The organism is Clostridium tarantellae, assembly GCF_009295725.1.
Lineage (GTDB): Bacteria > Bacillota > Clostridia > Clostridiales > Clostridiaceae > Sarcina > Sarcina tarantellae.
Map to the genome: position 1 here is coordinate 23,732 of NZ_WHJC01000006.1, position 14,535 is coordinate 38,266.

The 14,535-nt window shown below is 28.2% G+C and carries 12 protein-coding genes; all 12 read left to right on the forward strand.

Annotated elements, in window-relative coordinates:
- The first annotated feature begins 24 nt into the window (after positions 1-24).
- The 12 genes from GBZ86_RS01335 (at position 25) to GBZ86_RS01390 (ending at position 14,504) form a co-directional block, all read left to right on the forward strand.
- On the forward strand, positions 25-4,356 hold the full coding sequence (locus tag GBZ86_RS01335; RefSeq protein ID WP_152887010.1) for a PolC-type DNA polymerase III: 4,332 nt from the start codon (positions 25-27) through the stop codon (positions 4,354-4,356).
- A gap of 217 nt (positions 4,357-4,573) precedes the next feature.
- Positions 4,574-5,041, forward strand: coding sequence for a ribosome maturation factor RimP (gene rimP / locus GBZ86_RS01340; protein WP_152887012.1), 468 nt, complete (start codon positions 4,574-4,576; stop codon positions 5,039-5,041).
- A gap of 17 nt (positions 5,042-5,058) precedes the next feature.
- Positions 5,059-6,111 (forward strand): transcription termination factor NusA, encoded by a 1,053-nt coding sequence (gene nusA, locus GBZ86_RS01345; RefSeq protein WP_152887014.1) that lies wholly within the window; start codon positions 5,059-5,061, stop codon positions 6,109-6,111.
- Positions 6,112-6,140: 29 nt separating this feature from the next.
- Positions 6,141-6,407 carry an RNase P modulator RnpM gene (rnpM, locus tag GBZ86_RS01350; RefSeq protein WP_152887016.1) on the forward strand — a complete coding sequence of 89 codons (267 nt, stop codon included), beginning with the start codon at positions 6,141-6,143 and terminating at the stop codon, positions 6,405-6,407.
- The gene (locus tag GBZ86_RS01355; protein WP_152887017.1) at positions 6,400-6,702 is read left to right on the forward strand and encodes a ribosomal L7Ae/L30e/S12e/Gadd45 family protein; all 303 of its coding nucleotides are present in this window, start codon (positions 6,400-6,402) and stop codon (positions 6,700-6,702) included. Before rnpM ends, GBZ86_RS01355 begins: the two co-directional genes overlap by 8 nt.
- 28 nt (positions 6,703-6,730) lie before the next feature.
- Complete coding sequence (gene infB, locus GBZ86_RS01360; RefSeq protein ID WP_152887019.1) at positions 6,731-8,785, forward strand: translation initiation factor IF-2; 2,055 nt, start codon at positions 6,731-6,733, stop codon at positions 8,783-8,785.
- An 18-nt stretch (positions 8,786-8,803) separates the two neighbouring features.
- Positions 8,804-9,154 carry a 30S ribosome-binding factor RbfA gene (gene rbfA / locus GBZ86_RS01365; RefSeq protein ID WP_152887021.1) on the forward strand — a complete coding sequence of 117 codons (351 nt, stop codon included), beginning with the start codon at positions 8,804-8,806 and terminating at the stop codon, positions 9,152-9,154.
- Between the two features lie 3 nt (positions 9,155-9,157).
- Positions 9,158-10,117 carry a DHH family phosphoesterase gene (locus tag GBZ86_RS01370; RefSeq protein ID WP_152887023.1) on the forward strand — a complete coding sequence of 320 codons (960 nt, stop codon included), beginning with the start codon at positions 9,158-9,160 and terminating at the stop codon, positions 10,115-10,117.
- Entirely contained in the window at positions 10,114-10,995 is an 882-nt protein-coding gene (gene truB, locus GBZ86_RS01375) for a tRNA pseudouridine(55) synthase TruB (RefSeq protein WP_152887025.1), read from the forward strand. The genes GBZ86_RS01370 and truB overlap by 4 nt, the downstream gene beginning before the upstream one ends.
- A 3-nt stretch (positions 10,996-10,998) precedes the next feature.
- A complete protein-coding gene (locus GBZ86_RS01380; protein ID WP_152887027.1) occupies positions 10,999-11,922 on the forward strand; it encodes a bifunctional riboflavin kinase/FAD synthetase in 924 nt (307 codons plus the stop codon).
- A gap of 124 nt (positions 11,923-12,046) precedes the next feature.
- Positions 12,047-12,310 (forward strand): 30S ribosomal protein S15, encoded by a 264-nt coding sequence (gene rpsO / locus GBZ86_RS01385; RefSeq protein ID WP_152887029.1) that lies wholly within the window; start codon positions 12,047-12,049, stop codon positions 12,308-12,310.
- Between the two features lie 88 nt (positions 12,311-12,398).
- On the forward strand, positions 12,399-14,504 hold the full coding sequence (locus GBZ86_RS01390; protein ID WP_152887031.1) for a polyribonucleotide nucleotidyltransferase: 2,106 nt from the start codon (positions 12,399-12,401) through the stop codon (positions 14,502-14,504).
- Positions 14,505-14,535: the final 31 nt, after the last annotated feature.

Sequence of the window (14,535 nt, forward strand, 5' to 3'; positions counted from 1 at the left end):
AGTTTAAAGGAGGCTCAGAAGGTATTGAGCGAAAATTTTATAAGGAAAATTAATAAAGTTGTTAAATCTAATGAGCTTTTAGAAAATTTAGATTTTGAAATTAATAAGTTTCAATTAGTTAAAAAAACTAATACATTAAGAGTTATGTTAAAATCTAAAGATAAAATAAATATAGAACAAGAACAGGTTATAAAGAAGTATATATTAGAAGCTATTGGATTAAATATCAATATAGAGTTTATATGTTATATTGATGTTTCTGATATAACTATAGAAAATTTAGTAGAAAATTATTGGGTTAATATTTCTGATAATATTATAAAAGAGCATAGAGTTATAAAAGAATTTTTACTTTCATCTAAAAAACATATTGAAGATAATAACATAACAATTATAAGTGGAAGCAAATTTTTATGTGAATTTAGCAAGAAGAAAAATATTGATATTTTGATAAAAAGAAATATAAAAAATTTCTTTGGTATAGACGTATTTATTTTATTTAAATATGATGAAAGCTTACAAGTTTCAGATTATGAAGAATATAAGAAGATTAAAAATGAAGAACTAGTTAAGCAAGTTTTAGATGTAAGAAGCTTAGAAGTAAATAATAAGATAAAGGATAAGGCTGAGAAATCAAAAGATGTTCAAGTTAGAAAGCAATATGAATCAAGAGCAAAAGATGAGCCTAAAAATGAAAATATTATTTTAGGAAGAATAATTAAGGAAGATGCTATAAGTATATTAGAAATAAATGAAGGATCTGGAATTGTAACTATTGTAGGAGATATATTTAAAACAGACATATTTGAAACTAAAACTGGAAGAATAATTTTAACATTTTATGTGACAGATTATAATAGTTCTATTTCTGTAAAATGTTTTTTGAAGCCTAAAGACACAGAATATGTTCTAGAAAACATAAAAAAAGGACTTCATTGTAAAGTTAAAGGTGAAGCTATTATGGATCCTTATGCTAAAGAAGTTGTTATTATGGCTAGAGATATATGTAAAATGTCAAAAATTCAGCGTATGGATACAGCGGAAGAAAAAAGGATAGAACTTCATTTACATACAAATATGAGTGCGATGGATGCTATAACACCTGTTGGAAAAATAATAGAAAGAGCAGCACAGTTTGGACATAAAGCAGTTGCAATAACAGATCATGGTGTAGTTCAAGCTTTTCCAGATGCTCAAAGTGCAGGTAAAAAGCATAATATAAAAATTTTATATGGATTAGAAGGGTATTTAGTAGATAATGGTACACCTATTGTCATAAATGCAAATGGAGAAACTTTTAAAGATGAGTTTGTAGTATTTGATATAGAAACTACTGGTTTTTCAAATAAAAATGATAAGATAATTGAAATTGGTGCGGTAAAAGTAAAAGAAGGAAAAATTATTGATACTTTCAGTACTTTTGTAAATCCTAAAAGACATATACCTTATAATATAACTGAACTTACAGGTATTACGGAAGAAATGGTTAAGGATTCTCCTAGTATAGCAGAGATATTACCTGATTTTATAAATTTTATAGGAGATGCTGTGGTGGTAGCTCATAATGCTAATTTTGATGTGGGATTTATAAAAAGAAATTTACAGGTAACAGGATTGCAATTAAACAATCCTATTATGGATACTGTTCCTTTAGTTAGATTTTTATATCCAGATCTAAAAAGAGCTAAACTGAATGTTGTTGCTAAGCATTTAGGAATAAGTTTAGAAAATCATCATAGAGCTGTGGATGATGCAAAAGCTACAGCCGAAATTCTTTTAGTTTCTTTTAAAAAAATGGAAGATGAATTAGACATTCATGATATAAAGAAATTAAATGAAGAATTTTTAGCTAATGTTGATATAAAAAAACAGCCTACAAATCATATAATAATATTAGCTAAAGATCAAAAAGGACTTAAAAATTTATATAAGTTAGTATCTTTTGCTCATTTAGATAATTTTTTTAAAAGACCAAGATTACCAAAAACATTAATATCTGAATATAGAGAAGGATTAATTTTAGGAACAGCTTGTGAGGGTGGAGAATTTTATAAAGCTGTTTTAGAAGGAAAATCAGATGAAGAACTTGAAGAAATTGCATCTTTTTATGATTATTTAGAAATTCAGCCTATTGCTAACAATGAATATTTAATAAGAAAAGGAAATGTTAAAGATAAAGAAGAATTAAAAAATATAAATAAGAAAATATATGATTTTGGAAAATTAAGAGAAAAACCTGTGATAGCAACCTGTGATGTTCATTTTTTAGATCCAACTGATGAAGCATTTAGAAGAATAATAATGGCTGGTCAAGGTTTTAATGATGCTGATAATCAACCACCATTATTTTTTAGAACTACAAATGAAATGCTAAAAGAATTTGATTATTTAGGTGAAGATATAGCAAAAGAAGTTGTTATATATAATACTCAAAAAATTGCTGATATGATAGAACCTATAAAACCAATACCAGATGAAACTTTTCCTCCTAAAATAGAAGGAGCAGAAGATGAAATAAGAGAAATGACTTTAGATAAAGTTCATTCAATATATGGAGATAAGCTTCCAGAAGTGGTACAAAAAAGATTAGATAAAGAATTAAATTCTATTATAAACAATGGATATGCAGTTCTATATTTAATTGCTCAAAAATTAGTGGCAAAATCTTTAGAAGATGGATATCTGGTTGGCTCTAGAGGGTCAGTAGGATCTTCCTTTGTAGCAACTATGGCAGGAATAACAGAAGTAAATGGATTACCACCTCACTATGTTTGTCCAAATTGTAAAAAATCAGAATTTTTCTTAGATGGTTCCATAAGTTCAGGAGCAGATTTACCTGATAAGGATTGTCCAGAATGTGGGACTAAGTATATAAAAGATGGTCATGACATACCTTTTGAAACTTTTCTTGGATTTGAAGGAGATAAGGAACCAGATATAGACTTAAATTTTTCAGGGGAATATCAAGGAATTGTTCATAAGTATACAGAGGTTTTATTTGGAAAAGGCTATACATTTAAGGCTGGAACTATAGGAACTGTAGCAGAAAAAACAGCTTATGGATTTGTAAAAAAGTATCTTCAAGAGAGAAACATTGTAGTATCTCAAGCTGAAATTGAAAGATTAACTATAGGATGTACTGGAATTAAAAGAACTACTGGTCAACATCCAGGAGGAATAATGGTTGTTCCAAATGATAATGAAATATTTAATTTTTGTCCTATACAAAGACCAGCAGATGATCAAACAACAGATATAATAACTACTCATTTTGATTATCATTCTATAAGTGGTAGATTACTTAAGCTTGATATATTAGGACATGATGATCCTACTGTATTAAGAATGCTTCAAGATTTAACAGGAATAGATCCTAAAAATATACCTTTAAATGATTCTAAAGTTATAAGTTTATTTACATCACCAAATGCTTTAGGAGTGACTAAGGAAGAATTAGAATGTGAAGTAGGAAGTTATGGGCTACCTGAATTTGGAACAAAATTTGTTAGACAAATGTTAGTGGATACTAAGCCATCTAGTTTTGCAGACTTAGTAAGAATATCAGGGTTATCTCATGGTACGGATGTTTGGCTTAATAATGCGCAATATTTTATTGCAGAAGGATACACTACTCTTAAAGATTGTATATCAACAAGAGATGATATTATGGTATATTTAATGTATGCAGGAGTTCCACCTAAAACAGCATTTAATATTATGGAAAAAGTAAGAAAAGGAAAAGGTCTTACTGAAGATGATGAAAAAATAATGAAAGAAAATAATGTTCCAGATTGGTATATAGAATCATGTAAAAGAATTAAATACATGTTTCCTAAGGGGCATGCTGTTGCTTATGTTATGATGGCGGTTAGAATTGCATATTTTAAAGTATATTATCCACAGGCTTATTATACTACTTATTTTACTGTAAGAGCTGATGATTTTGATGCAGACCTTATATGTAAAGGAGAAGTTGCAGTAAGAGCTAAAATGCAAGAATTATATACTTTAGGTAATAATCTAACTCAAAAAGATAAAGGATTATTAACTATTTTAGAAATTTCTTATGAAATGTATAAAAGAGGATTAAAGTTTCATAAAGTAGATATATATAAATCTGATGCAGTTAAATTTAAAATTGAAGAGGGAGCTATAAGACCACCTATTAATGCACTTCAAGGTGTTGGAGACAATGCTTCAAAGAATATAATTGAAGCAAGAAAAGATGGTGAGTTTATATCAAAAGAAGATTTAAGAATTAGAGCTAAAGTTTCAAAAACAGTTATAGAAACATTAACTAACCATGGATGTTTAGAAGGGTTACAAGAAAGTAATCAGCTTAGTCTTTTTGGCTAATTGTAAAATGCACTTGTAAAATCAGCATTACTATGATAAGATAAACATAGAAGTTTTTACTAATAGTTTGAATTTGGGAGTGGGAAATTTTACCCGCTCTTTCTATTTGTAACGCAACTTAGAAAGAAGTTGCGTTTTTGCATACCTATTAATATTAATAGGTATTATGTTTATTGGATACAATAATTACAAAATTTAATAAGGAGGGAAGCATAATATGAAAAAGGATCAGCTTTTAGCTAATATTGAAGATCTTTGTTTACCAATTGTAGAAAATGAGTTAAAGTATGAACTTTATCACATAGAATATGTTAAAGAAAATAATGAATATTATTTAAGATTATATATAGATAAACCGAATGAAAGAATTTCCTTGAAAGATTGTGAAACAGTTAGTAGAAGAATAAGTGAGATGTTAGATGAAAAAGACCCAATAAAAGATGCTTATTACTTAGAAGTATCTTCACCAGGGCTTAATAGAAAACTTTATAAAGATAGTCATTTTAGTAGATATATAGAAAATGAAATATACATAGGGTTTACAAAAACTATAGAGAACAAAAAAAATATTAAGGGAATTTTAAAAGAAGTAAATGAAGATAATATTGTTGTAGAAATAGAAGGAAATAATTTTAGTGTTCCTAAATGTAAAATTAAGACAGCAAACCTTGAAGGGGAGATTTAATAAAGGAGGGTGCCATAATGAATGAGGAATTTCTAGGGGCATTAAGTGAAATAGTAAAAGAAAAAGGAATAACGGCAGAATCTTTATTAGAAACTATAGATGATGCTATAATTGCGGCGTATAAAAAAAATTATTCTAATGCTGGAACATCAGCTCAAAATGTTAAAGTAAAACGTGATGAAAAAACAGGTGAAATAAGAGTTTTTGCTCAAAAGCTTGTAGTTGATGAAGTATATGATGATATAACAGAAATAGCAATAGAAGATGCAAAGCAAATAAATCCTATATTACAAGTTGATGATATAGCTGAAATAGAAGTTACACCAAAGAATTTTGGAAGAGTTGCAGCACAACTTGCAAAGCAAATGGTAATTCAAAGAATAAAAGAATCAGAAAGAAATGTAATTTACAATGAATTTGCTGAAAAAGAATTTGATATAATGCCTGGTACAGTTATTAGAAAAGAAAAAGGAAATGTATATGTAGATTTAGGAAAAATAGAAGCAATATTAGGCCCTAATGAGCAAATGCTAGGAGAGCTATATAATTTTAATGAAAAATTACAATTATATATAGTTGAAGTAAAGAAAACTTCAAAGGGAGCTATGGTTTTAGGATCAAGAACTCATCCAGGATTAGTTAAAAGATTATTTGAATTAGAAGTTCCAGAAATATATGAAGGTGTTGTAGAAATAAAGAGCATAGCTAGAGAAGCTGGTTCTAGAACTAAAATAGCTGTATTATCAAATGATGAATCAATAGATGCTATGGGTGCTTGTGTTGGACCTAAAGGTGTAAGAGTTCAAAATATAGTTAACGAATTAAAAAATGAAAAAATAGACATAATAAAGTGGAACAAATTTCCAGAAGAATATATATCAAATGCATTAAGTCCAGCTAAAGTATTAGATGTTACTATAGATGAAGAAAATAAATCTGCTAAAGTTGTAGTTGATGATTCACAATTATCTTTAGCAATAGGAAAAGAAGGTCAAAATGTAAGATTAGCTGCTAAGTTAACAGGTTGGAAAATTGATATAAAAAGCAAATCTAAAGCTGAAGAAGAATAATCTCTTTTAAACTTTAGGAGGTGAAATTTATGAAACCTAAGAAAATTCCTATGAGAATGTGCAATGGGTGTATGGAAATGAAACCTAAAAAAGAATTAATTAGAGTTGTAAAAAATAATGAAGGTGAAGTTTCTGTAGATTTAACAGGTAAAAAATCCGGCAGAGGTGCTTATATTTGTAAAAATTTAGAGTGCTTTGAAAAAGCTTTTAAAGCTAAACGATTAAATAAAAATCTTCAAACTAATATAGAAGAAAATGTTTATACTAAATTGAAAGAAGAGATTATAAATGAATAAATTTCTTAATTTTTTAGGGTTAGCAAAAAGATCAGGAAATATTTTAGAAGGTTATAATAAATGTGAAGAGAATATAAATAAAAAGAAAATATATTTATTTTTATTTTCTAATAGTATTTCAGAAAGATCTAAAGAAAAGTTTTTAAAATATTGTCAGATGTATAATATACTATATATAGATGGTTTTACAAAAGAAGAACTAGGATATAGTATAGGAAGAAGTGAAATCAATATAATTGGTATAACTGATGAAAATATGGCAAAAAAACTTTTAACCTATAAAAATAATAATTAATTCATCATAAAATTTCGGGGGTGAATATATGTCAAAAATAAGAGTATACGAATTAGCGAAAGAATTAAATGTTTTAAGTAAAGATTTAATAAATGTTTTAATGGAAGAGTTTAGTATCGAAGTAAAAAATCATATGAGTGTTATAGAAGATGAAGATGCTGAACTTATAAAAGAACTATTAGAAGGTAATAGAGATAAGTTACCTACAGCAGATGCTAAAAGTATAGTTGAAGAATATGAAGAAATATTAGCAGAAGAAGTTAATAATGCTGCTAAAAAGAAGAAAAAGAAAAAGAATTCTGGAAAACAAGAAGAAGAAGAGGAAGTTTCAATAATTCAAGTTGGTGATACAATAACTGTAAAAGAATTAGCTGAAAAATTAAAAAAACCAGTTAATGATGTTATTAAAACTTTAATTTTCACAGGTATTATGGCTGCAATAAATCAAGAAATTGATTTCAAAACAGCTGAAAAAGTTGCTGAAAAATATGAAGTAGGAATAATTAAAAAAGAAGAGGAATCAACTTTAGAAAGCTTTGAAGAAGAAATGGATGTAAATGAAGAAAATCTTCAAAAGAGACCTCCTATAATAACAGTAATGGGACACGTTGACCATGGTAAAACTTCTTTATTAGATGCTATAAGAAAAGAAAAAGTTACTGCATCAGAAGCTGGTGGAATTACACAACATATAGGTGCTTATACAGTAAATGTTAATGGAGAAGAGTTAACTTTCTTAGATACTCCAGGTCATGAAGCTTTTACAGCTATGAGAGCTAGAGGAGCACAGATTACTGATATAGTTATATTAGTTGTTGCAGCTGATGATGGAATAATGCCACAAACAGCAGAAGCAATAAATCACTGTAAAGCAGCAAATGTTCCTATGATAATAGCTATTAATAAAATGGATAGAGAAGGAGCTAATCCAGATAGAGTTAAACAAGAGTTAACTGAATATGGATTAGTAGTTGAAGATTGGGGTGGAGATGTAATTGCAGTACCAGTTTCAGCTAAAACTCAAGAAAATATAGATACATTATTAGAAATGGTAGTTTTAACTTCTGAAATGTTAGAACTTAAAGCAGACCCTTCAAGAAGAGCTAAAGGTACTGTTATTGAAGCTAAATTAGATAAAGGTAGAGGAGCAGTAGCTACATTATTAGTTCAAAATGGTACTCTACATACTGGAGATTCTATAATAGTTGGTTCAACTTATGGTAGAATAAGAGCAATGTTTGATGATTCAGGTAAGAAAATAAAGAGTGCTGGTCCGTCAATTCCTGTTGAGATATTAGGTTTATCAGAAGTTCCAGCTGCTGGAGATAGATTTAATGTAGTTAAAGATGAAAAAACTGCTAGACAAATGGCGGAAGCAAGAAAAGAAAAATTAAGACAAGAAAGCTTTAGTGCTTCACATAGAGTTTCTTTAGAAGATTTATATTCTCAAATTAAAGAGGGAAAAGTTAAAGAACTTTCAGTAATTGTTAAAGCAGACGTACAAGGTTCAGTTGAAGCTATAAAAAATTCTTTAGAAAAATTAAGTACTGAAGACATAAAAGTTAGAGTTATACATGGAGCTGTTGGTGCTATAACAGAAACAGATATAACACTTGGAGCAGCGTCAAATGCAATAGTTATAGGTTTTAATGTAAGACCAGATGGAAATGCAGTAGCTGCTGCAGATAGGGATGGAGTAGAAATTAAAACATATAGAATAATTTACGATGCTATTGAAGATATTAAATCTGCAATGATTGGTATGTTAGAACCTGAATATAAAGAAGTAGTATTGGGTAATGCAGAAATAAGAGAAACATTTAAGATTTCTAATGTTGGTACAATAGCAGGAGCTTATGTGTTAAATGGAAAATTAACTAGAAATGCTGATGTAAGAGTTATAAGAGATGGAATAGTTATATTTGAATCAAAGCTAGCATCATTAAAGAGATTTAAAGATGACGTTAAAGAAGTTAATACAGGATATGAATGTGGTTTTAGTATAGAGAAATTTAATGATATCAAAGAAGGAGATATTATTGAAGCATTCACTATGGAGGCTATAAAAAGAAAAGAACTTTAATATGAAGAGGTGATTTATATGGCTAACTATAGAGGTGGAAGAATTAATGAAGAGGTCAGAAAAGAAGTAAGTGATATCATCAGAAATGATGTTAAGGATCCAAGATTAAATTCTATGATAAGTGTTACTCAAGTTTCAGTTACAAAAGATTTAAGATATGCAAAAGTATATGTAAGTATTTTTGATAACAATGAGGATAAAAAGAAAGAAAATTTATTAGCACTTAAAAATTCATCAGGCTTTATAAGACGTGAATTAGGTCATAGAATGAATTTAAGATATACTCCTGAAATATTATTTGAATTAGATAAATCTATAGATCGTGGTATGCATATAGATTCTTTATTAAATAAAATTAAGGAGAAATAAAAAATGAGATTACATGATGTTATAAAAGCAATAAATGAAAATAATAAATTTGCTATAACTTATCATGTTTCTCCAGATGGTGATGCTTTAGGAAGTGCTTTAGCACTTCTTCAAGGTATTAGAAGTTATGGGAAAGAAGCTTATGTTATCTCCAAAGATGTAGTGGCAGATAACCTAAGCTTTCTGCCTTATGCTGAGGAAATAAATGGAGAAACTGTTAAACCTACAGATGATACAAACTGTGTTATAGTTGTTGATTGTGGAAATGCTGAAAGAGTTTCAGCTGATTTAGTTGATTTTAAGGGAATAATTATCAATATAGATCATCATTTGTCAAATGATAATTATGGAAATGTAAATTATATTGACACTAATGCAGCTGCTACAGCAGAAATTATATATGATATTTTAATAGATTTAGGTGTGGAAATAACTGAAGATATTTCTAAATGTATTTACACATCATTAGTTACAGATACTGGTTCCTTTAGATATTCTAATGCAACAGAAAAAACTCATAATATAGTAGGAGCGTTATTAAATAATAATATCAATCATGATGCTATTCATAGAAAAATATTTGATAATAAACCTTATGATAAAATGAAATTATTAGCATTAGTATTATCAGATATGGAATTAGTTTGTAATAATAAAATAGTAATAATGAGAATTTCTAAAGCTATGATTGATTCAATAGATTCTAAAATAGAAGATTCTTCTGATATAGTTTCTTTAGGGAATCAAATAAAAGGTGTAGAAGGAGCAGTATTGCTTAAGGAAGTAGAAGAGGGAGTAAAGGTAAGTTTAAGATCTAAAGAAGATTTAGATATGAGGAAAATTGCAGAAACTTTTGGTGGCGGTGGTCATACTAAAGCTTCAGGAGGATTTTTAAAAAATAAGAGCTTAGATGAAGCAAAAAATATTATAATAAAACTTTTAGAAAAAGAGTTGGTAAAATGAATGGTGTAATAAACGTTTGTAAAAATTTAGGTATGACATCTTTTGATGTAGTAGCTAAGGTTAGAAAAGTAGCTAAAGAAAAAAAGGTAGGCCACACAGGAACATTAGATCCACAAGCGTGGGGAGTGTTACCTGTATGTTTAGGAAAAGCTACAAAAATTATTGATTATATAATGGAAAATAAAAAAACTTATAGAGTTTCTTTTAAATTGGGAGTAACTACAGATACTTATGATTTAGAAGGAAAAATTTTAAGTGAAGTAGATGCTTCACATATAAAAAAAGAACAGGTTTTAGAATGTATTTCTAAATTTATAGGTGCAATTGAGCAAGTTCCTCCTATGTATTCAGCTTTAAAAAAAAATGGAGTAAGATTATATGAACTTGCAAGACAAGGAATAGAAGTAGAAAGAGAAGCAAGAAAAATATTAATATATTCAATAGAAAATATTAATATTGATCTACCTAATATATCTATGGATGTTACTTGTTCAAAAGGAACATATATAAGAAGTTTATGTTATGACATAGGAAAAACTTTAAATGTTGGAGCTACAATGACAGCTTTATGTAGAATAGCTAATGGAAATTTTATTATTGATAATTCAGTAAAAATAGATGAATTAACAGAACATAATATAAAAGAATATTTGATAAGTATTGAAGATGCTTTAAGTACATTTGATAAAGTAGTTATAAATAGTAATTTTACTAAGCTTTTAATTAATGGAGTTAAGGTTTTTGATAAAAGATTATATATAGAACCTATAGAAAAAAATATCTTATTTAGAGTATATGATAACAAAGGAAGATTTTTAGGATTGGGTAGAAGAGAAGAAGAAGGATTTAAAATAGAAAAGTTATTATTAGAGGAGTAGCCTATGATTTTAATTAATGATGACTTTCATAAAATAAAATCAAAGTCAGTATATGTAGCATTAGGTAGTTTTGATGGTCTACATATAGGTCATTTAAGCTTAATAAATAAATCAATAGATTTAGCTAAAAAAAATAATGGATTAAGTATGGTATATACATTTGAAAATCATCCTTTAACTTTTATAAATAAGGAAAAAGCTCCAAAGTTATTAATAGATAACAAAAATAAGATTAAACTATTAGAAAATCTAGGGATTGATATTGCTTGTTTTATTAACTTTAATGAACATGTTATGAAAATGAATCCTTCAGATTTTATTAAAAAATTAGTTGAACAATATAATATAAAAGGTATAGTTGTTGGGTTTAATTATAGATTTGGATATAAAAATTTAGGCGATTTGGAATTACTTAAAAAATTAAGTGAAAAATTAGATTTTGAACTTTATGTTATGGAAGCTATGCTATGGAAATATGAGGTTATAAGTTCAACTAGAATTAGACAAATGATATCTAATGGTAGTGTTGAAGAAGCCAATACGCTTTTAACTAGACCATTTATGTTAAGTGGGAAAGTTATACATGGAAGAAAAATTGGAAGAACTATAGGATTCCCAACAGCTAATATGGAAATAGATAGAAACATGATTATTCCTAAAAAAGGAGTATATTATACTAATTTAGAATGTAAAGGGAAGTTCCTGAAGGGAATTACTTCAGTTGGGAATAATCCTACTGTAAATGGAGACAATATTACTATAGAAACATATATATTAGATTTTTCAGAAAGTATATATGATAATGAAGTTAAGGTTTATTTTATAGAATATATAAGAGATGAAATAAAATTTAATTCATTAAATGATTTAAAGAATCAATTAGAAAAAGATAAAAATTTTGCAAAGCTAAGAAATATAAAAATTTAATTATAAAACTTTATTTACAATTAAAATTACTTTTGATATAATCAGAAGGAACCTAACTCTAAGATTTAAGGTTTGCCGTCTTTAATCTTGGAACTAGGGGATAATTTTACGGAGGTGTTTACACATGGATAAGGCTAAAAAGCAAGAAATAATCGTTAAATTTGGAAGACATGAGGGAGATACTGGTTCACCAGAAGTGCAAATCGCATTATTAACTGAGAGAATCAATTCATTAACAGATCATTTAAGAACTCATAAGAAAGACCACCATTCAAGAAGAGGTCTTTTAATGATGGTAGGACAAAGAAGAGGTTTATTAAACTACTTATATGAGCAAGATATCGAAAGATATAGAGCTATCATCAAAGAATTAGGATTAAGAAGATAATTTTAGTAGAGCGGTTATGCCGCTCTATTATTTTAAAAATATTAAGTTTTACAAATTTTAGTTTTTTATACCGAAAGGAGGTATTTATATGAACCATATACATGAAACATCTATAGCAGGAAGAACTATGAAAGTAGAGATGGGAAAAATAGGAATGCTTTCAGATGCAGCTATTTTTATGAGTTATGGAGATACAGTTATATTAACTAATGTTAATGCATCAGAAAAACCAAGAGAAGGTATAGATTTTTTCCCTTTAAGTGTTGAGTATGAAGAAAGATTATATGCAGTAGGTAAGATACCAGGTGGTTTTATAAAGAGAGAAGGAAGACCTTCAGAAAAAGCTATTTTAAATGGGAGAGCTGTTGATAGACCATTAAGACCATTATTTCCAAAAGGATATAGAAATGATGTTCAAGTGGTATGTACAGTTGTTTCAGTAGAAAATGATAACTTACCTGAAATATTAGCAATTAATGCAGCATCAATGGCATTATGTTTATCAAGCATACCTTTTGCTACACCAGTAGGAACAGTTCAAGTTGGATTAATAGATGGAGAATTTATATTAAATCCTACATCAAAAGAAAGAGAAAAAAGCACTTTACAATTAACAGTATGTGCTACTAAAGATAGAGTAATGATGATAGAAGCTGGTGGAGATGAGATACCAGAAGATATTATGTATAATGCTATCATGTTTGGATTTGATAAATGTCAGGAAATAGTTAAGTTCCAAGAAGAAGCAATGAAAATGTTTGGAAAAGAAAAAAAGGTTCCAGAAATATATAAAGTAGACCAAACTTTAGAACAAGAAGTTAAAGAATTTGCTTTTGATATGATAAAAGAAGCTATGTATATAACTGATAAAGATGAGAGAAATAATGCTATGGATATAGTGAAAGAAAAAATCTCACAAGAATTTGATAACAAATATCCAGATAATATGTCAGATATTGGAGAAGTAGTATATGGATTACAAAAGAAAATAGTAAGAAATATGCTATTAAATGATAAGAGAAGACCAGATGGAAGAGCTTTTGATCAAGTAAGACCTATTACCTGTGAAGTAGACGTTCTTCCTAGAACTCATGGTACTGGAATATTTACAAGAGGTCTTACTCAAGTTATGACTGTTGCTACATTAGGTGCAATAGGAGAAATTCAAATATTAGATGGTATTGGTGAAGAAGAATCTAAGAGATATATGCATCATTATAATTTCCCAGCATATAGTGTTGGAGAAGTAAGACCGTTGAGAGGTCCAGGAAGAAGAGAGATAGGTCATGGAGCTTTAGCAGAAAGAGCTTTAGAACCGTTAATTCCTTCAGAAGAAGAATTTCCTTATACTATAAGATTAGTATCAGAGGTTTTAAGTTCAAATGGTTCAACATCACAGGCATCAGTTTGTGGTAGTACACTAGCATTATTAGATGCGGGTGTTCCAATAAAAAGACCAGCAGCAGGTATTGCTATGGGATTAATAACTTCTGAAGATTTAATAGAAGAAGAAGTATTAACAGATATACAAGGTATAGAAGATTTCTTTGGTGATATGGACTTTAAAGTTGCTGGAACAACTGAAGGAATAACTTCCATACAGGTTGATACTAAAATAGCAGGATTATCAAATACGATAATTAAAAATGCTATAAATGATGCAAAAAAAGCTAGACTTATGATTTTAGATAAAATACAAGAATGCATACCTACTCCAAGAGAAGAAGTTTCAGTTTTTGCACCAAAAACAGCAACAATGCAAATCGATCCTGAAAAAATAAGAGATGTTATAGGTGCTGGGGGAAAAGTAATTAATAAAATTATTGCTGATACTGGTGTAAAAATTGACATAAAAGAAGATGGAAAAGTCTTTGTAACATCAACTGAAATGGAAGGTGTTAAGCAGGCTATAAAGATAATAGAAGGTTTAACTAAAGAAGTTAAAGCGGGAGAAGTTTATTTAGGTAAGGTAACTAAGATAGCTCAGTTTGGAGCTTTTGTAGAAATTTTACCAAGTAAAGAAGGATTAGTTCATATTTCTAAATTAGATGTTAATAGAGTTAATAAAGTTGAAGATATAGTATCTGTAGGTGATGAAATTTTAGTTAAAGTAACAGAAATTGATTCACAAGGTAGAATAAATCTTTCAAGAAAAGATGCTATAAAAGATTCGGAAGAACAAAATCAACAGTAAAGAAAAGGCAATTTTAATTGCCTTTTTATTT